This window comes from Neptuniibacter sp. UBA6509, from assembly GCA_002435145.1.
GTDB lineage: Bacteria > Pseudomonadota > Gammaproteobacteria > Pseudomonadales > Balneatricaceae > Neptuniibacter.
This window is the reverse complement of sequence record DJLT01000043.1, coordinates 5,911-25,629: the sequence shown is the minus strand read 5'-3', so window position 1 is coordinate 25,629 and position 19,719 is coordinate 5,911. Positions and strand designations below refer to the sequence as shown.

The 19,719-nt window shown below is 43.8% G+C and carries 17 protein-coding genes and 1 pseudogene; 8 read left to right on the top strand and 10 right to left on the bottom strand.

Translation table 11 applies throughout. The annotated features are described in order from the left end of the window. The first annotated feature begins 290 nt into the window (after positions 1 to 290). A complete protein-coding gene (locus B4K11_RS05965; protein WP_292957015.1) occupies positions 291 to 497 on the top strand; it encodes a hypothetical protein in 207 nt (68 codons plus the stop codon). Beyond that, on the top strand, positions 498 to 803 hold the full coding sequence (locus tag B4K11_RS05960; RefSeq protein WP_292957018.1) for a hypothetical protein: 306 nt from the start codon (positions 498 to 500) through the stop codon (positions 801 to 803). Between the two features lie 162 nt (positions 804 to 965). Here the strand turns inward: B4K11_RS05960 and B4K11_RS05955 are convergent, their stop codons facing one another. Together B4K11_RS05955 and B4K11_RS05950 are read right to left on the bottom strand one after the other, a co-directional pair. Beyond that, positions 966 to 1,421 (bottom strand): hypothetical protein, encoded by a 456-nt coding sequence (locus B4K11_RS05955; protein ID WP_292957021.1) that lies wholly within the window; start codon positions 1,419 to 1,421, stop codon positions 966 to 968. Between the two features lie 243 nt (positions 1,422 to 1,664). Next, positions 1,665 to 3,818 carry a sensor domain-containing protein gene (locus B4K11_RS05950; RefSeq protein WP_292957024.1) on the bottom strand — a complete coding sequence of 718 codons (2,154 nt, stop codon included), beginning with the start codon at positions 3,816 to 3,818 and terminating at the stop codon, positions 1,665 to 1,667. A 460-nt stretch (positions 3,819 to 4,278) separates the two neighbouring features. Here B4K11_RS05950 and B4K11_RS05945 point away from each other — a divergent pair, with 460 nt between their 5' ends. Further along, positions 4,279 to 5,910, top strand: a complete 1,632-nt coding sequence (locus B4K11_RS05945) for a methyl-accepting chemotaxis protein (protein WP_292957026.1) — start codon at positions 4,279 to 4,281, stop codon at positions 5,908 to 5,910. A 141-nt stretch (positions 5,911 to 6,051) separates the two neighbouring features. Here B4K11_RS05945 and B4K11_RS05940 read toward each other — a convergent pair whose 3' ends face one another. Then, the gene (locus tag B4K11_RS05940) at positions 6,052 to 6,777 is read right to left on the bottom strand and encodes a TatD family nuclease-associated radical SAM protein (RefSeq protein ID WP_292957028.1); all 726 of its coding nucleotides are present in this window, start codon (positions 6,775 to 6,777) and stop codon (positions 6,052 to 6,054) included. A gap of 14 nt (positions 6,778 to 6,791) precedes the next feature. Here B4K11_RS05940 and B4K11_RS05935 point away from each other — a divergent pair, with 14 nt between their 5' ends. Continuing rightward, a complete protein-coding gene (locus tag B4K11_RS05935) occupies positions 6,792 to 6,965 on the top strand; it encodes a hypothetical protein (protein ID WP_292957030.1) in 174 nt (57 codons plus the stop codon). A 37-nt stretch (positions 6,966 to 7,002) separates the two neighbouring features. On the opposite strand, the gene B4K11_RS05930 is transcribed toward B4K11_RS05935, so the two are convergent. From B4K11_RS05930 to B4K11_RS05900, 7 genes are all read right to left on the bottom strand, one after another. Next, complete coding sequence (locus B4K11_RS05930) at positions 7,003 to 7,278, bottom strand: hypothetical protein (protein WP_292957032.1); 276 nt, start codon at positions 7,276 to 7,278, stop codon at positions 7,003 to 7,005. Between the two features lie 297 nt (positions 7,279 to 7,575). Then, positions 7,576 to 8,514, bottom strand: a complete 939-nt coding sequence (locus B4K11_RS05925) for a homoserine kinase (RefSeq protein WP_292957034.1) — start codon at positions 8,512 to 8,514, stop codon at positions 7,576 to 7,578. Between the two features lie 82 nt (positions 8,515 to 8,596). Next, positions 8,597 to 9,229 carry a sarcosine oxidase subunit gamma family protein gene (locus B4K11_RS05920; protein WP_292957037.1) on the bottom strand — a complete coding sequence of 211 codons (633 nt, stop codon included), beginning with the start codon at positions 9,227 to 9,229 and terminating at the stop codon, positions 8,597 to 8,599. 12 nt (positions 9,230 to 9,241) lie between these two features. Beyond that, a complete protein-coding gene (gene lipA, locus B4K11_RS05915) occupies positions 9,242 to 10,177 on the bottom strand; it encodes a lipoyl synthase (RefSeq protein ID WP_292957040.1) in 936 nt (311 codons plus the stop codon). 154 nt (positions 10,178 to 10,331) lie between these two features. Beyond that, positions 10,332 to 11,447 (bottom strand): glycine cleavage system aminomethyltransferase GcvT, encoded by a 1,116-nt coding sequence (gcvT, locus tag B4K11_RS05910; protein WP_292957043.1) that lies wholly within the window; start codon positions 11,445 to 11,447, stop codon positions 10,332 to 10,334. Positions 11,448 to 11,794: 347 nt separating this feature from the next. Further along, the gene (locus B4K11_RS05905) at positions 11,795 to 13,180 is read right to left on the bottom strand and encodes an alanine/glycine:cation symporter family protein (RefSeq protein ID WP_292957046.1); all 1,386 of its coding nucleotides are present in this window, start codon (positions 13,178 to 13,180) and stop codon (positions 11,795 to 11,797) included. Between the two features lie 538 nt (positions 13,181 to 13,718). Next, the gene (locus B4K11_RS05900) at positions 13,719 to 14,351 is read right to left on the bottom strand and encodes a helix-turn-helix domain-containing protein (RefSeq protein WP_292959281.1); all 633 of its coding nucleotides are present in this window, start codon (positions 14,349 to 14,351) and stop codon (positions 13,719 to 13,721) included. A 327-nt stretch (positions 14,352 to 14,678) separates the two neighbouring features. Here B4K11_RS05900 and B4K11_RS05895 point away from each other — a divergent pair, with 327 nt between their 5' ends. The 4 genes and pseudogenes from B4K11_RS05895 to B4K11_RS05880 all read left to right on the top strand — a co-directional run. Next, the gene (locus B4K11_RS05895; RefSeq protein WP_292957052.1) at positions 14,679 to 16,067 is read left to right on the top strand and encodes an L-serine ammonia-lyase; all 1,389 of its coding nucleotides are present in this window, start codon (positions 14,679 to 14,681) and stop codon (positions 16,065 to 16,067) included. Positions 16,068 to 16,180: 113 nt separating this feature from the next. Further along, positions 16,181 to 17,485, top strand: coding sequence for a serine hydroxymethyltransferase (glyA, locus tag B4K11_RS05890; protein WP_292957055.1), 1,305 nt, complete (start codon positions 16,181 to 16,183; stop codon positions 17,483 to 17,485). 68 nt (positions 17,486 to 17,553) lie between these two features. Continuing rightward, positions 17,554 to 17,943 (top strand): glycine cleavage system protein GcvH, encoded by a 390-nt coding sequence (gene gcvH, locus B4K11_RS05885; protein ID WP_414689257.1) that lies wholly within the window; start codon positions 17,554 to 17,556, stop codon positions 17,941 to 17,943. Between the two features lie 519 nt (positions 17,944 to 18,462). Then, positions 18,463 to 19,719, top strand: a pseudogene (locus tag B4K11_RS05880) (glycine dehydrogenase); the annotation flags it as partial.

The following is a 19,719-nucleotide window of genomic DNA, read 5'->3' as shown; positions in this document are numbered from 1 at the left end:
AAGTGAACTTAACGTAGTGAATGTGTCAGCTGGAAAATCCGATGTTAAGTTATACCAATAGATTCTAAACGGTGTAGAGCCTTACGCGTTTACTCATTTTGATCACCCAAAGATGGACAGAGGTATAGCGGACTTCTTTCTGATGTCTAAAGCGCTTCACCTGGGTGGCTATAAACATCAGCTTAAGTATGTTGATAATAGTCCTAACTACGCACGTTCTCTTTCTCAGGTAACGAATGGTGTATTGATGTTGATGAACTAATCGGTTTGGTTGGAGGGCACCGCTAAGCGTGATCTATATATCTGAAGTGATCATCGAAAATCGTTGGTTTCAAAAAGGGATATATGCTCTGCCTGAACGGTCAGTTATCTTAAATGCAGAGTCTGTTGATAAATTAAAAGCGTACCAAACGATCTTATCTTCTAACTGGGTTAAAGATTGGAGAGAGATAAAAGCGCTAGGGTTAAATACGTTTAATATTGCGATGGACACCTAGATGTTCAAAATGCTTAAAACAGGAAGAGTTGATTACCTATTTCTGTATTTCTCTAAACGTGAAGTTTTAGTCAGCAGCATCCCTGGCTACGATGTTGTGCCTGTAGAAGGGATGAAACTTGTCCTTTATGGAACCCTGCATTTCATTGTCTCCATAAAGCATAAGGATTATCAGAAAATTGCCTTAGCCATGGAGAGAGGAATCAAAATATTAAAACAGCAAGGGGCTATAAAAAAGGCGATGATTGATTCCGGTTTTATCAACCCACAAGTTGTACGCTGGAAGGCGATAAATCCACAGCATTGAGGTGATAGATATAGCTGTCCTAGGGAACTGTTGATGAAATTGATAGGCTGTTTTTTCTAAAGGGAACAGCCGGGCAAGTAAAGCGGCAGTTAACAGCGTCAGACTGCAAACGTTTGCCGCTCATTTGTATTAGACCTGTGTAAATTTTGAACGTTGTACAGGCTATGCTTCAGCTTTAATTAAGTACAATTTATCGAGGATGCTTAAGACACTTTCCAGCAGTTCAACTTGTTCTGCTGCTGATCCGTTGTTCTTTGCTAGATCAAGACTTTGTTGCATCACCTCTAGATAGTTTTCCTTTTCCGAAGGGTTCTCATTCATGCTACTTGGAGCCGCCATTACTAGCCCTTCAGTAGAAGAGATCAGCCCTGCGCCCATGAGTTCGCCAGTCATTGCACGGCGTTCAGCCCCGCTGATGTTAGTTACATCATACTTCTGCGCTATATTCTGCCAGTTTTGTTCTGCATTTTTGCCAGCAGAGCTGATCTGAACCGATTGCGTTTGTGGGCTAGTTTCAGCCGTTGGCGGTACTGTTTTTGGGACTGCCTTTGGATCAGCTCCCGTTTGATTAAATAACTGATAAATACCACTGCTTTGCTGTATTGAATTTGCGTTCATGACATATCCTTTTGCAAGTGCCATATTCAATGACTACCTGACCAGCCCTTGGCCGTAATAATTTAATGATGATATTTAAGCAAATTATGGACCAAGCAATCATATGAACGAGGAGCTGAAAAAACGGCCTAATATGTAGGAGCCGCTATGCTAAGAGAAGTAGAGTAAGAGAGCAGAAGGGGGCGCTCTCTTCTCATTTTTTGGAAAAAGATAGTTAGGGGGAGTGCCCATTGTTTTGTTCATTTATATAGGGAGATCCTTAAGGTCCCAAAAGGCATCTTCGGCTAGGGGTTTACTAAAAAAGTAACCTTGGATGTAATTACATTTGTTTAGTTTGAGATAGTCGAATTGAGTTTGCGTTTCTACGCCTTCAGCGACAACTTCTAATCCCAGTGAATGTGCCATAGCAATTGTCGCATTTATTAAAGCCGGAGCTGTGGCATCGGTTTCAAATTCCTGAATAAAGCTTCTATCAATTTTCACTATATTGAAGGGGTATTTTCTGAGGTAGCTGAGGGAAGAATATCCCGTACCAAAATCATCCATTGATAAACTGATTCCTAGTGCCTTTAATGCTTTTATCGATTGGGTCACGTGTTCTTGGTTACCCAGTAAAACGCCTTCAGTGATCTCTAGTTTAAGTCGGTCGCCGGGTAGGCTGTATCGGGTAAGTTCAGCTTCAACTCTGGCGATAAGTTTTTTATCACGCAACTGTAAAGGGGAAAGGTTTACAGCCACGTTTAGTTGGAATTTTTTCTTCTGTTGCCAACGGTGAGCGAACCATAGAGCTTCTGAAAGCACGAAATATCCAATTGGCATGATCAAACCGCTTTGTTCTGCAATCGGGATAAATTCTTCCGGGGAAACTTGACCAAGTTTGGGGTTGTTCCATCTTAAAAGTGCTTCAGCACCTTCGATTTGCCCAGTACTAATCTCTACAACAGGTTGATAGTGAACGTATAACTCTCCTTTTTCCAATGCAGAATGGAGCTGTTCTTCTAATTGTAATCTGCGTGTAACACCTGCGTTCATTCTTTGAGAAAAGAACTGACACATATTGCGACCTACTTCTTTTGCATGGTACATCGCCAGTTCCGCATTCCTGAGTAATACTTGTGGATCATCTCCATCGTCAGGGGAGAGCGATATACCCACGCTAGCGGTTAATAATAAGTCTCTGCCTTCAAACTTGAAAACTTCTCTGAATTTTTTCAGAAGATTGCGCCCGATTATCTCAACCTCTTCAACCGTATTAACATTGTTAATAATGACGATGAATTCATCACCGCCCAGTCGAGCAATAGCATCCCCTGAACGAATATTCTCCTCTAAACGGTGAGCGCACTCGATAAGCAGGTTATCACCTACATCGTGACCCAGACTGTCGTTAACCTTCTTAAATTGATCAAGATCGAGCAATAAAACTGCTACCTTTGTTTGGTTTCGGGTCGCTTCATTTAGAAGCATGGTTAACCGATCTAGGGCTAAAAAACGGTTGGGTAGATTCGTTAGGCTATCAAAATGGGCTTGCCTTAAAATCTGTTGTTCCTGCTTTTTCTGGTGGGAAATATCATGAAATGTTTCTACCGCTCCAATAACGCTACCCTCTTCATCTTTTAGCGGAGTTGCTGTGAATAAAAGCCAACAGCCACCCAAAATATTGGGAAAGTAACCTTCCGCTTCATAAGCATCTTCGATAAGAGTAGAGCGCCGATAATGGTTGCCATAGTAGTGTTTAAAGGTGTTATCAGGCGCATTATCAACCACTAAATCAGCTAAGAGGGGTCTAGGTTCTAGATAAAACCCTTTCCAGCCTGTACGCGTGCCCGTCACTTCTGTTGAGGCTAATCCAGTAAGATGTTCACAGGTTGCATTCCAGTCAGTTATTTTGTGCTCTGTATCTATTGCGAATCCTGCAATGGGTATTCGTTTTATAACTTGGTTTAAGCGTGTTTCGTGTTTTTTACGTTCAACACGGTTTTGGTGTAAGTCTGAAATATCAGTCCCGATACCTCGATAGCCGGTAAATTTTCCTTGGTCATCAAATAGAGGGACTCCACTAATAGAAAAGCAGCGGGTGTTTCCATTGGAACCTATGACTTCATACTCAAAATTACGAAAGGGGCGGTGACTGGTACAGTCATTGATGTGATCTTGTAGTTTGCAGTTTTCGGTTGGATATATATCCAACTCCCAACGTCGCTTCCCAATTAACGAAGATAAGCTGAAACGTTGATATTCGGCATCACTACCTACAAATTTTGTAAACCTGAATGAATCATCTTGCTCCCAATACCAGTCCGATGTCGCATCAGCATAAGCTTCAAGTAGTCCTAACTGCTCCTTGATCTCTTTATCCGATTCTCTCCAAGAATCTTCATGGGTAGTGCTGGGCATTGTTTGTAAGTCTCCTAATCCACCAAGCAATATTAGTTTAGTCGAAATCGGTCAAAGTAATTGAGCCGCTAGAAATAACTTTCTAAGTCTAGATTTAATTTTCTTATTAGTAGTCTGTGCAACACAGACGAACAGGAGCCCCAGCTTGTTTTTAAATAGTTATAAACTACAGTTGTTTGGCTATGTTAAATTTTAACGTCTGGATTGATTGTTAAACCTCGGCATTTCAAAATTTAATTGTACTCAACAGATTAAACGAATTAACTGTGATGTCACCTATCCGTATTAACTCTTTATTTATCCTATTTGCTTTTACCTTCACCTTCACCTTCACCAGTTAGGCATTTACCCTCTAATAGGGTGCTTGTCGCTCTAGCTCCCTTTATTATGAACTTGCTACTATTATTTGATTCAAAATATCCTATAGTAAATAAATACGTTTCGTTGAAGAGTATCTACTATGAAGTCAAGTCCCTGGCAGAGCATTCGTTTTAAGCTTTCAATCACTATGGTTATGTTGACCCTTGCAATGCTATTAGTGGCTGGAGGCGGTAAAGTACTGATAGGTGATCTTAAGATGGGAGTAAATACATTTGGGGGTAACTATTTACCAGCGATCTCCTCGATCTTGAACGCTGATCGGGATCTATATCAGGCTAAAGAGGCTGAATTGAATTACCTACTGGGGAATGTGGATTCTGTCGTAAAAGCGGGGTTTGATGAGAATGCTCAGCAAGCCCTAGATCGTATGAGTAAGTACAAAGAGCTGATGGCAGATTATCCTGAGATTCTAAGTAAGCTAGCTACGTTTGACGCTGTATACATAGATTGGAAAACTAAAGCTGATAACGTGTTTGCTTTGGTTGAAGGTGGCAAAATCGAAGCTGCTATTGCTTGGAGTGATAATGAAGCAAATATAGCATTTGGGAAGTTGCGTGATCTTTATGATGTTGCTGGAGAATCCTTGGATGAGCAGGCATTAACAGAACGGGCTATTCTCGCGGAGGATATAGAAAGTTTCTCATTCGCAATCGGAATATTTATTTTAGTTGTACTAGCGATTTCAGGCACTCTCACTTTCTTAACACCTAAATTGCTGGTACAGAGTATTAATGAATTAACCGATAGAGTGAAAGAGATTAGTCAGGGGGATGGTGATCTAACCTTACGTATCAATTCAAAACGTAAAGATGAACTTGGTGAACTTGCTTGCGCTTTTGACGCTTTTGTCTCTAACCTAGAAGAATTGATTAGGGATACGCGTAATCAAGCTGAAAGTCTTGATCAAGATTCGGAAAAGCTTGAGGACTCAGCTAACAATAGTATGAGTACTGTTAATGAGCAGAGCCACTCTGTGGAAATGATTGCCTCAGCCGTACATGAATTTAGTACAGCTATACGACAAGTTGCAGAAAATGCCCAGCAAACGGCAGCTGAAACAGCAATTACGGTTAAGATTTCCAATCAGGGTAAAGATGTCATTAACAACTCTGTTGCTCAAATAGAATTGTTATCCCAGTCGGTGGCCCATGCTGAGAGTGTAATTGCTGAGCTGGAAGTAGAATCTGAAAATATAGCATCAGTGCTAGATGTTATTCGTGGAATTGCAGATCAAACTAATCTGCTAGCACTGAATGCTGCCATTGAGGCAGCTCGAGCAGGTGATCATGGTAGAGGCTTTGCCGTCGTATCTGATGAGGTTCGCTCATTAGCAAGTAAGACTCAGGACTCGACAGAAGAGATTCAACAGATGATTGAGAAATTACAGTCAGGTGTAAAGCAGGCTGTTACTTCAATTCAAACAGGATCATCACAAGTAAATTCATCTGTAGAGCTAGTTAATGGTACTCAGGAGCTGCTAACTAATATTGAAGATTCGGCTAGCCAAGTAAACGATATGGCAATTCAGATTGCAACTGCAACAGAGGAGCAAAGTCAGGTAACTGAAGATATCAATCAAAACCTTGTATCTCTCAGCGATCAAAACCAAGTGGTGCTTCAGCTATCAAAAGATACACAAAGCACCGCTGCTCATTTTAAAAATATGGCAGGTGGTTTATATAGTAAAGTGAAACGTTTTAGGGTGGGATAGGGATTAGTGAGCCTAGTGAAAATGTAATTAAATTTTATTATCTTTGTTCGCGTAGGCTATATCAACATTATTAGCTCTTTAGTTGTAGTAGCTCAGACTTGATCAGACAGTTACACGCTTTTTCTGTTACAAGTCGTTTGCCTACCCAACCACATCCAACTCCCTTTGCTTAAACTCCGCTCCCAACCTTTCACTCATCTCCCGACACTCAACAACATCTACCCCCTCTAATCCATTAATCGCTGAAACCTGAACATCTGGAATCAGGGCTGCTGCACGTTTGATAAACGCTTGTACCGCTTCATAAGAACCGGGCAGCGCGGGTAAACAGTGTTGCTTATAAACGGTTTCGTTCTGGGCGTTGAGTGAGATGGATAGGGCATCAATACACTCTGCCAGTTCTGGCACTATATCCCGCTTATGAAACAGGTTGCCTAAACCATCGGTATTGATACGGGTTTTGCCCCCATGCTGTTTTACCCAATGGGCAATCTCAAGCAGGGCTTTAAGGCGTAGGGTTGGCTCGCCATAACCGCAAAAGACCACTTCATCATAACGAGAGGGATCGCCGAGCTGCGAAATGATACTGCTAACCTCTGGACGTTTACTTAGGTAAAGCTCATGGCCTTTAACCTCTGTTGAACCGTTGTGTTTTGGACAAAACTGGCAGGCTAAGGTGCAGCGATCGGTTAAGTTTATGTAGAGGCTATTTCTGATTTGATAGATAACACTGTCTTGGTGATCGGCAGCAGTCATCCGTTTGGCCGGATTTGGACGTTTAGCAGAGCAGAGGCGTTTAGACGAGCTAGGGCGCTGTGTTGTTGCTATATTTACGGGCTTTGCGGTCTTTACGGGAATGTGGCTCATGGATGACATCGTTTGTGATTATAGAAGGATCTAGGCTAACAATTTGGCAGGGTTTAGGTGTTGATGACTATCAAGGAAAGGCAGATTTAATGGGGAAAGGTAGTGATAAATGTACAGCTAAAAGAGATCCCGGTTTAGGGTGTTTAACACCCATAACCGGTATCGAAGGGGACGGGCACAGCTACTAGAAAGTGGCTAGCTTAATAATGTCTCAAAGAACTAAGACTAAGCCGCTTTCATAGAATTATGTTCTGGATGTGTGGCAATAAAGTGCTTAAGAACTTTTTGAAGCATCTCCGCATGTTGATAGTTATGATCGCGTTGTGCTTTTTCTATATCGTCCATAATAATGCGTTTGATCTTTTGTTCGCCAGCGTGAGTAATCATGTAGTGGCCCAATGCCATAGCCATCATTGGGTCCATATGCTCATGCTCTGCGATGGCATCTACTTCGTCAGAGGTTAATTCACTTAGTTCTAAGCATTCTTCGTACGTTAACATCTCTTTTCCTCATTCTTATTATTATCAATCTGTTACTACTTTGAGAGTACTTCCTGAAAACAGTGAAATTCAGTCTAGAAGAGGTATTTAAATTTCTCTATTAATTAAGGGGGATAAAAATTCACATTGAATATTTATTCAAAAAATTTAATTCATGTTGCAGGCGCGTAAAGTGATTGTGATTCACTTTGAATCTGACGAATTGATGGGGGGGGTAGCGGTGGTGCAGAACAGCAGCACTAAAATAGTGCAGTAGCACCACCCTAGAACGGCCTGAAAAATAATAAGTTTATGCTTTTATTTTATAGCGAAATTAGGGGTATTTAGCAGTTTTAGAAGGTGCTGTTTGCCCATAGGGCATTTCTGTGTGATCTGTTCCCCCGACTGGGGAAAGTGGTAATCCCGCAAGCGGGATAACCAGAAGCGCAGCGCAGCGATGCGCATCATTACCGGCAGTAGTTCCTCTTCCATAGGATCTAAAGGGCGGATCTCCTGATACTGGTTAAGCAGTTTTTGCGCTTTCTGGTTATCAAACTGGTTATCTTTTTCATTAAAGCACCATGCGTTAAGGGTGACGCACAGGTCATAAAGGTAGGGCGTTGAACACGCATGGTAGAAATCGATTAGGCCGGAGAGCTTATCGTCTACAAACATAGCATTATCTGGAAACAGGTCTGCATGCACAGGCCCGCTGGGTAGCATGGTCCAATCAATCTCTCCTGCTTCCATTAAGCTGCTTTGGAGCAGAGTTTGTTGTTCATCGTCTAAGTGATTAAACAGTCGAGCGCCCAGTTCTGTACACCATTGTGGGATATGTACATAGGCCTCAACGTCTAGCTGGCTTGAGAGTTGATGAAACTGAGCGAGTGTTTTACCGATCACCGCAACTTGTTGATTGTTGGGTGTTTCTAGCGGTGAACCTTGTAAACACGCCATCAAAACTGCAGGCCGATTGTTGAGTGTGGTATACAGTTCGCCGCTGTTTAGATGGATCGGTTGTGCGCAGGGAAGCCCTTGGCTCGCCAGATGATCGACTAAGCCTAGAATAAAGGGCAGCTTTTCCGCAGGAACCGATTCTACCAACGTCAGTACATAGCGGCCTTGGTCTGTATTGACAAAGAAGTTGCTGTTTTCTACCCCGGCACTGATGCCTTTATACGAGATAAGCTGACCTACGGAGTAGTGCTGTAGGTGCTGTGCTAGTTCGTTATGGCTGATAGGGGTATAGACTGACATCTGTTGGCTTATCCTTGTTCTTTTCTAGGTTGTTACATTGTGAAGTGTGCTGCTGCGCCTAAATAGGTTTATTAACCTATTTCTAAGTAGCCATCACAGCCCTGCTTTGATGGCTTTTTGAATCGGCATTTCGGGTATTCAGTTGTAGCCATTGCCATAAGCTTTCAGCGCAGCTTTTACGTACAAGAATGTCGTAATCTTGTGCGTCATGAAGCGATAAAATACTGATCCCTTCATTGAGTTCTGATTCGGTCACGGGCAGGTCACTAAACTGTTGCGTGTTTGAGCTACTAAGCAGGTAGTGAATAGCTGCTTGGGTGAGATGAGCTTTTAACTGACCTGATGACTCATTGAGTTCTAAATCTTCACCAAAGGTTTCACGCAGCGCTTGCAGAACCGATTCGTGTGCACCTGCGGGAGGTAAAACAAGCCAACGGTTTTCGTTGACCCATAAGATCGCTAGGCGACCCATGCAGGAGATGCGATTAACCGTCAGGGGTTGGGATACGCCCATTACTTCGCCTAAAGCGATAAGTAGTTCTTTGTTATTAGGCTCTGCGTCTAAGCCGATGTCGCCGATAAACGGACGTTCACGCACGATGATGCTGTTGATGCGGCTATCGTTGCCAACTGCTGCATGTACATTAAGATGAACTAGGGTACCGCCTTGGTTTTTAGGATCGTCGGCTAGCTGTGGTGTATGTGTCAGTGACATTTTATAACTCCCTTACAAACCTTTAGCTTGTAAATCAGCATGATATGAGGAACGAACCATGGGACCACTGGCAACATTCTTAAAGCCTAGCTGGTAGCCTATCTCTTCATACTCTTTAAATTCTTCCGGTGTGACATAACGCTCTACCGCTAAGTGGTGTTTGCTCGGTTGTAGGTATTGGCCGATGGTGAGCATATCTACATCATTAGCACGCAGATCTTTCATCACTTGGATGATCTGCTCTTTGGTTTCACCTAACCCAACCATTAAGCCTGATTTAGTATCCACACTTGGGTGTAGACGTTTGAATTGATAAAGCAGGTTAAGTGACCAGTGATAGTCTGCCCCCGGTCTAACGTGTGAGTAGAGCGCTGGAACGGTTTCCATATTGTGGTTTAGAACATCAGGGATATGCGCCGACAGTTTTTCTAAGGCAACATCGATACGTCCACGAAAATCTGGAACAAGAATCTCTACTTTGAGCTCTTGGTCGAGTAGGCGCGCTTCTTTTACGCACTCTGCAAAGTGACCCGCGCCACCGTCTTTAAGATCATCACGGTCTACTGAGGTGATAACCACATATTTCAGACCTAACTGTGAAATGGTTGAGGCGACTTTCTTTGGCTCTTCCGGGTCTAATTGCATTGGACGGCCATGCGCTACATCACAGAAGGGGCAGCGGCGGGTACAGATTGCACCCATGATCATCAAAGTGGCTGTTTTGTGGCTAAAGCATTCTGCCAAGTTAGGGCAGGAGGCTTCTTCACAGACGGTATGTAAATTTAGATCACGTAGCTGCTTCTTGACTTTTTTAACATTAGCGTTAGAGCGCGCGTCGATACGGATCCATTCCGGTTTACGTAAACGCTCACGGCTAGGGTCGGGTTTATGACGCAGGCGAGACATTTTTGATTCGCCTTTTAGCTCTTGTAATGAAATGAGTTCCATAACGCTACCTCAATCAATCTGTTAAAAAGGGACACAACTGTTAAAAAAGGGGCCCGAATCCTAAGGGAGATTCGGCCCCAAGCCTTACTACCATGAACAAAGCTAGTGCGTATTTTTATACGTGGCGTGTTGTCTTATGTAGTCTTATGTTGCCTTAACCACGGAAATAACGTTGCTCGATAAACGGTGCTTTAGATACGGTCATTGGCATCTGTTTGCCACGGACAACAGCAAAGACTTCTGTTTCTAGTACGGAGTAAGCGGTTTCGACATAACCCATCGCAACCGGTTTTCCGACGGTTGGGCCAAAGCTTCCGCTGGTGACTTCACCAATTTTTACGCCATCTGCATTAACGATCTCTGCACCTTCGCGGATAGGGGCTTTACCTTGTGCAAGTAGACCTACACGTTTACGGGTGTAATCTTTATTCGCGATTTGACCGAGTACAGTATCTGCACCTGGGAAGCCGCCAGCACGTTCGCCATCTGCACGACGGCATTTGCTGATAGCCCAAATAAGGCTGCCTTCGATAGGCGTTGTTGTTGGATCAAGGTCATGACCATATAGGCAAAGACCGGATTCCAAACGCAATGAGTCACGTGCGCCAAGACCGATACATTCAACTTCTGGCTGGGCGATAAATAGACGGCATAGACGTTCAGCATCTGTAGAAGGGATCGAAATTTCATAGCCATCTTCACCGGTATAACCTGAACGGCTTACGAAGCATTCAACACCGTCGATGCTGATGTGACGAGAATCCATGAAGACCATATCATTTACTGCTGGGCAGATACGTAACAGGGCTTGAGCGGCTTCTGGGCCTTGAAGGGCAACCAGTGCGCGATCGTCTAGTACTTCTAATTCAACGCCAGCACCCAAGTTTGCGCGCATATGTGCAATGTCTTGCTCTTTACATGCCGCATTCACAACAACGTATAAGTGGTCGCCGTAGTTAGTCACCATTAAGTCGTCCATGATGCCGCCTTGCTCATTGGTGAAAAGCGCATAACGCTGTTTACCGGCTGGCAGATCAATAATGTCGACTGGCACGAGCTTCTCAAGTTCTGACGCTGCATTTTCGCCGGTCAATTTAACTTGGCCCATATGTGATACGTCAAATAAGCCTGCGTGATTACGGGTATGGATATGTTCTTTTTTAACACCTAATGGATACTGAACCGGCATTTCAAAACCTGCGAAAGGTACCATTTTTCCACCGAGTTCTAGGTGCAGGTCGTATAGAGGCGTTTTGCTCAGTTCTGACATTTTTTTGTTCTCCATTCTTTTTATATATAAGAATTGCTCATATAAAAAAGTGCTAATTCTTAGGCTGAAGTAAGCCCTTAGTTAGCGGCTTTAGTAGTTTTATTTTAAGTAACTGTATTAAGAGTTACTTGATTCAAAGTCATGTCATTAAAAGTAATGTCTTGAAAACACACAGGCGTGTTCTAGGCGCTTTCAACAGATCACTCTTAGGATAATGAGCAGGGCGTTACTGTTTTGAGTAAGCCCTGCTTGGCTTTATTTACCAGAGATCTTCTCTATACCTTTGTTAAGTGATTGCTTTATTAAGAGCTTCATCTTATGAAGCTATAGCTATGCTAAGAGTTTACTTAGGCTTTCTTATCCGCAGAAAGATCAGCCGGTGCACCGTTACGTGCAAAGAACTCTTTGGTTAACCTGAATACAACAGGGCTTAGTAGTGCCAGTGCGATCAAGTTAGGGATAGCCATCATTGCGTTTAGGGTATCGGCAACCAACCAGATGAAATCTAGGCTGACAAGTGCACCTACAGGTACAGCGACAATCCAAAGAAAACGGTAAGGGGTAATTGCTTTAACACCGAATAGGAACTCCACACAGCGTTCGCCGTAGAAAGACCAACCAATGATTGTTGTGAAGGCAAAGACAGCAAGTGCAATAGCAACAAGGTAGTTACCTACGCCTGGCAGTGCGTTAGCAAAGGCTGCTGAGGTAAGCGCTGCACCCGATACACCGGATGTCCATTCACCGGAGGTGATAATGACTAGACCAGTGATAGAACAGATAATCAGCGTATCAATAAATGTACCCAGCATTGCGATAAGGCCCTGACGAACAGGATCTTTAGTTTGCGAGGCTGCGTGAGCAATAGGCGCAGAACCTAGACCCGCTTCGTTGGAGAAAACACCACGTGCTACACCAAAGCGAATGGCTGCCCATACTGCGGCACCTGCGAAACCACCTTCAGCGGCAGATTCAGTGAATGCATAAGTGAATACTAGCTCTATTGCTGCTGGGATTGCATCAGCATTAATCGCGAGTACAACTAAGCCAGCTCCTAGGTAAGCAATCGCCATAATAGGCACAAGTGCACCGGCTACGGCACCAATACGTTTAATGCCACCAATAAGTACCGCGCCAACTAGGATCATAAGCACAAGGCCTGTTACCCATAGTTCAACACCGAAGTTAGACTGTAGAACATCTGCAACAGAGTTGGACTGAACGGTATTACCTATGCCAAACGCAGCGACTGCACCAAAGATAGCAAAGGCTGTTGCCAACCATTTCCATTTAGCGCCTAGACCGTTCTTGATGTAGTACATCGGGCCACCCACATGACGACCTTCTTCATCAACTTCACGGTACTTAACTGCCAGAACGGCTTCTGAGAATTTTGTTGCCATACCTACAAGTGCAGTACACCACATCCAGAAGAGTGCACCGGGACCACCTAAGAATACGGCAGTAGCAACACCGGCGATATTACCTGTACCGACGGTTGCTGAGAGTGCTGTCATTAGGGCCTGAAAAGGGGAGATCTCTCCCTCTTTTTCTTCACCTTCCTTTGTGTTGCGACCTTGAAACAGAAGTTTGAAGCCAGTGCCTAGTTTAAGGATAGGCATAAGGCGTAACCCAAGCATTAGGAATAAACCAACACCAAGGATAAGAACGAGCATTAATGGGCCCCAGACGACACCGTTAATTGCTCCGATTATTGAGGTTAATGTTTCCATGAACCTAGACTCCAATTGTTTGTTATTTTTATTTGATCTGCACTTGGACGTTTATAAACCGCTACGACAGCGTGAGTGCTTTCGTTTGGCTTATAACCTGACTTGTTCCTAGGCCAGTGTTGCTAGTTGGCTGTTTTCTCCGTTGCTGGACTGAAAGTGACAGCTAGGAAATAAAACTTTATACGGGAAATAAGTTTCCAATAGGAAACAAAGCTAGCGTAAGAGAAAAATAATTTCAACGAAAAAATTGAGATTAATTCAGAAATTCTCTTTTTTTAATAACGGAATGAGTGTGAACTTAATTAAAAACAATGACTTAGAGGCTGGTGGAAAAATATTCATTGTTTTTGGCATCTGCTTGAGGAATGAAACTAAGGGGATTTAGGCGGGTTTCTCAGTTTTTTAACTTTGATAAAGTTAAACGTAGATCCTTTTAAGCAACCGTATTCGCATGATCTATGCGGCTTTTCTCTCTCAGCGGATGCTCTTAGCGGTCATTTAATCTAATCAGACATTCACGCTTAGGGCTTACCCAAAGCTAAGCGGTAACCCAAAGCACTTCGGCGTCTTCATCGCTGAGTGAGACCAGTGCATGGCCCATTTCGCAATCATAATAAGCGCTATCACCGACCGTAAGCTCAATGGGTTCGTAAAATTCTGTATAGAGCATGATGCGGCCAGAAAGTACGTATAGAAACTCTTCACCGTCATGTCTTACCCAATCTTCATATTCATCCCATGAGTGGGTACGTACGGTGGTTTTGAAGGGGATCATCTTTTTACGGGTGAGGGTCGATGCCAGTAACTCATGTTCATAAGTGACAGTGGGGTGGGGCGTCCCTTCTCCTTTTCTTGTGATGTCGCGTCGACCTGAACCGTTACTTTCAGCTTTTACCGGGCGGGTGAATAGCTGAGGTATATCGATATTTAACCCTTTGGCGAGTTTGTTTACCGCGCTGAATGTAGGCGAGATCTGTTCATTCTCAATTTTAGACAGTGTTGATCTTGCAAGCCCTGTTAGCTGGCTTACCTCTTCTAGGGTTAGCTTTTGACTCAGCCTGAGCTCTTTTACCCGTGCGCCAAGTTCGAGCGGCTCAACAGTGGCATCCGTTGCTTGCTTGGTCACATTGATGAGTGTTTCTGGTTTTAAAAAAGAGGGTTTATCAGACATAGCATTTTCCTATACGTAGGGCCGCGATCATCAGGTTTTATCATCAGTCTTTAAAATATACCTGTTATTGGCTGAAAAGAAACTTTTAGAAATAAAATTTCCAATAGGAAACTTTTTGTTGATTTTGGAAAAATGGACTGCTAATCTGAAAATGTGAGTACGGGCTGGTTAAGTTTTGTACAGCGCTTATTGTGATTGATAAAGGCGTACGAAGGTAATCTAAGCTTGATATAGGTTCTCAATATCAGGCATGAGATTAGCTTAGATGATTGGACCGGCTGAATTGAATAATAAAAAGAGCGGAATGACCGCTGTGGAGATGGTTAAGTGCCATTAAGTATATTTGATCTATATAAAGTGGGAATCGGCCCTTCAAGTTCCCATACGGTTGGACCGGTTGTCGCTGCTAATCGTTTTCTTGATGAGCTGCGCTCGCGTGACGTTTTGCAGTGTGTCGCTTCTGTTCATGTAGGTCTATTTGGTTCGCTTGCGATGACCGGTAAAGGTCATGCGACTGATGTTGCTGTGATGATCGGCTTGATGGGTGAGAAACCTGACCTTGTTGATCCAGATAAAGTCCCTCTATATATAGAAGAGATCAAACGTACAGGGCAGTTAAATCTGGCCGGTGAGCAGATGATCTCTTTTGATCCTGAAAAAGATCTACCGTTTAATTTTGGTGAATCCCTACCTAAGCACCCCAACGGCATGCATTTTAAAGCTTATGATGCCGCCGGAATTATTGTGTATGACAATATTTTCTATTCAGTGGGTGGTGGTTTTGTTCTTAGTGATGAGGAAGCAGGTGAAGCCGGCAAGGGCTCCACAGTTAAGTCAACTCATGTATTGCCGAATCAGTTTAACAATGCTGTCGAGCTGTTAGAGGTTTGTGAAGGGCAAGGTAAAACTATTGCGGAAATAGTGCTTGAGAATGAACTCACATGGTGTGACCAAGAAACTCTTGAAAGCCGTTTGTGGAATATTTGGCAGGTCATGGATAACTGCATTAAGCGCGGTTGTCATGAGGTGGGTGAATTACCCGGTGGGCTTAATGTTAAGCGCCGCGCGAATGAGCTTTTTGAAGAACTGAAAAATAGCCCCGAAGCTTCCTTTAAAGACCAGTTGACGGTAATGGACTGGGTTAATCTGTTTGCTATCGCAGTTAATGAAGAAAATGCAGCCGGTGGGCGTGTTGTTACTGCGCCAACTAACGGTGCTGCGGGTGTTATTCCAGCGGTATTGGCTTATTACGACCGCTTTGTTCATGGCTCTAATAAACAAGGTATCTACGACTTCCTCGCAACCTCTGCTGCTATTGGCATGCTTTATAAAAAGAACGCTTCAATTTCTGCTGCTGAAGTCGGTTGTCAGGGTGAGATCGGTGTGGCTTGTTCGATGGCCGCCGGTGCGCTTTGTGCGGTGATGGGCGGGACCAATCTACAGATAGAAAACGCTGCAGAAATTGGTATGGAGCACAATTTAGGTTTGACCTGTGACCCGATTGGCGGGCTTGTACAGGTGCCGTGTATAGAAAGAAATACGATGGGTGCAGTGAAAGCGATTAATGCTGCACGTCTTGCTCTGCGTGGCGATGGTCAGCATCACGTATCACTGGATTCAGTGATTGAAACGATGCGTCAGACCGGCGCCGATATGCAGGATAAATATAAAGAAACCTCCCAAGGCGGACTGGCGGTGAATGTCGTTGCTTGCTAACAGGGCTTGTAAAAGCTGCTTATAAAGGCGGCATACAAAAGCGCTGATTTATCTAGCGGTTTACCCAGTCCAAAGAATAAAAAGTCGCAATATAACTAAAGAGAATAAAAATCATGAGTCATAGTGATCTGTATCGCAACGACGCTGTTTGCGAAGCATTTTTTACCCAAGATCTAGCCGAGCGTGATGCCGATATCTTGTCATCCGTTAATGAAGAATTTGATCGTCAGGAACGTCAGATCGAACTGATCGCATCTGAAAATATTGTATCTAAGGCTGTTATGCAGGCCCAAGGTACAGTATTGACGAACAAATATGCTGAAGGTTATCCCGGTCGTCGTTACTACGGTGGTTGTGAGTATGTGGATAAAGCTGAAGCATTAGCAATTGAACGTGCTAAAGCGCTGTTTAATTGTGAATTTATTAACGTTCAGCCGCACTCCGGTGCTCAGGCGAACGGTGCGGTGATGCTTGCGCTACTGCAACCGGGTGATACGGTTTTGGGTATGTCACTAGACGCGGGTGGTCATCTGACTCATGGTGCACGTCCTGCATTATCTGGTAAATGGTTCAATGCAGTTCAATACGGTGTGTCTAAAGAAGATTGCCGTATTGATTATGATGAAGTTGAAAGAATTGCGATTGAGTGTGAACCAAAGCTGATTATTGCAGGTGGTTCTGCTATCCCTCGTGAGATCGATTTTGCGCGTTTCCGCGAGATTGCGGACAAAGTTGGCGCATTCCTTATGGTTGATATGGCGCACATTGCTGGTTTGGTTGCCACAGGTGTTCACCCATCACCGCTGCCTTATGCAGATGTTGTGACGACTACAACGCATAAAACGCTACGTGGCCCACGTGGCGGCATGATTCTGTCTAATAACCTAGATTTAGGTAAGAAGATTAACTCTGCTGTATTCCCAGGTTTGCAGGGTGGCCCTTTGATGCACGTGATTGCTGCAAAAGCAGTGGCATTTGGTGAAGCGCTACAGCCGGAATTTAAAACTTATATCGAGCGCGTTGTTGAAAATGCCAAAGTGCTTGCGGGTGTCATGGTTGAGCGTGGTTGTGACATTGTCACAGGCGGAACAGATACTCACTTAATGCTGGTGGATCTTCGCCCTAAAGGCCTGAAAGGTAATGTGGTCGATGAAGCACTAGAGCGTGCGGGTATTACGTGTAATAAAAACGGTATCCCGTTTGATCCTGAAAAACCAATGGTCACTTCAGGTATTCGTTTAGGTACGCCAGCTGGAACTAGCCGTGGCTTTGGGCCTGAAGAGTTTAAGTTAATCGGTAATCTGATTAGTGATGTTTTGGATGGCCTTGTGGCTAACCCAGATGATAACTCTAAAGTGGAAGCGGAAGTAAGTGCACAGGTCGCAGAGTTGTGTAAAAAATTCCCTCTATACCGCTAATCAGTTGTTAATAAGCGAAGAACAGTTATTAAAAACCTGTGTAACGAACAAGTAATAGGATAAAGATTATGAGCATTCCATCTAACTATGTATTCACTCCAAGCCACGAATGGGTTCTGGATAACGGCGATGGCACTATCACATTGGGTGTATCTGACCACGCTCAGGAACTGCTAGGCGATGTGGTTTTTGTAGAGCTTCCAGAGATCGGTCGTGAAGTTGAAGCGGGTGAAGAGTTTTCACTGGTTGAATCTGTAAAAGCGGCGTCTGATATCTACTCTCCGGTAACAGGTGAAGTGGTTGCGGTTAACGATGAGCTAGAAGATTCCCCAGAAACCGTGAATGAAGCGCCTTATGAAGGCGGTTGGATTGTTAAAATTAAGTTGTCAGATCCATCTGAACTGACAAAACTGCTTAACGCTGATGCGTACGCAGCAACGATTGCTGAAGAAGACTAAGGAACCTACGAATAAACCCTAAACACCTCAGGCTTACAGATCGGTTCAAGTTCAAGGCAACGATTACAGACATGCTGGTTGCCTGTCGAAAATTGTTAACGAAGAAATTGGACTGATCTGAAAGCCCCGAAGGGTGTACATTAAATCGACTTCCTGCTTTGTCAGGTAGCTTGGAAAGGACGCGTCATTTCACTGGCAACCTTTCGTGCATTAAGTCGATTTATTGTCCACTGAGAAAGCTTAGGGCTTGTTCGTAGGTTCCACGAATAAAGTGATATAAGGGAAATCCTTCAATCTTTAACTTTCAGCTTCCAATCTAGAAGTCAGAAGTTTGAAGCTTGTATCACTTTATTGTCCCCAATTAGTTTTTGCGAAGGTGTTGGTTGTTCCCCAGAGTAATTCTCTCCTTCATATGCAAACGCGAAGTGGTCGTGCAGGAACACTTCGCACCCTTTAAATAAATTGATCTGTGATGGTTAAATATTTATCACAATCGATACGTTACAACAGGTTATTGTTATGGCTACACGTACATTGAGTGATCTTCAGCAGACGACTGATTTTACCCGTCGTCATATAGGCCCCGATGCCGACCAAACTAAAGCGATGTTATCTTCTTTAGGTCTTGGTTCAATGGATGAATTGATTACCCAAACTGTTCCTGATTCCATCCGTTTAGATGATGCGTTGGATATGAATGACAGCATGACAGAGGCTGACGCTTTAGCGTATATAAAACAGCTCGCTAACATGAACGTTGTGAATAAATCTTACATCGGGATGGGTTATAGCAATACCTTGGTGCCTAACGTTATTTTACGTAATGTGATGGAAAACCCAGGTTGGTACACTGCTTATACGCCTTACCAACCTGAGATTGCACAAGGTCGTTTAGAATCACTACTGAACTTTCAGCAGATGGTGATGGATCTAACAGGTATGGAGCTTGCAAATGCTTCGTTGTTAGATGAAGCAACGGCTGCAGCCGAAGCGATGACCTTATGTAAACGCTCAAACCGTAAGAAAAGTAATACGTACTTTGTAGCGGATGATGTACATCCACAAACATTAGATGTGATCAAAACCCGTGCTGAGTACTTCGGTTACGATATTGTGGTCGGTAACCCGGTTACAGATCTAGAAGCCGCAGATCCTTTTGGTGTGCAGCTACAGTATCCAAGCACCTACGGTGAAATTGGTGATATTAAAGCCATTGTAGATGCGGCGAAAGGGCAGAAGGCGATGGTCTCTGTTGCAGCAGATATCCTTGCGCTTGTACTGCTTAGATCACCGGGTGAACTCGGCGCAGATGTTGTTTTAGGCTCATCTCAGCGTTTTGGTGTGCCGATGGGTTTTGGTGGTCCACATGCTGCATTTTTTGCTTCTTCTGAAAAGCTAAAGCGTTCTGTTCCGGGCCGTATCATTGGTGTTTCGATTGATACTAATGGGAACCCAGCACTGCGTATGGCTATGCAAACCCGTGAGCAACATATCCGTCGTGAGAAGGCGACTTCTAATATTTGTACTTCTCAGGCTCTACTTGCCAATATGGCAGCATTCTATGCGGTTTATCACGGTCCTCAAGGTCTGAAAACAATCGCAGAGCGCGTACATCGTTTAACTGCATTGTTGGCTAATGGCCTTAAAGCCAAAGGTGTTGCGGTTACCGATACTTATTTCGATACAATCACAATCACGTTACCTGAAGAACAAGCCGCTGTTTATCAGCGTGCACTGGATGCAGGTTGTAACTTGCGCCAGATCGGTACCGATAAG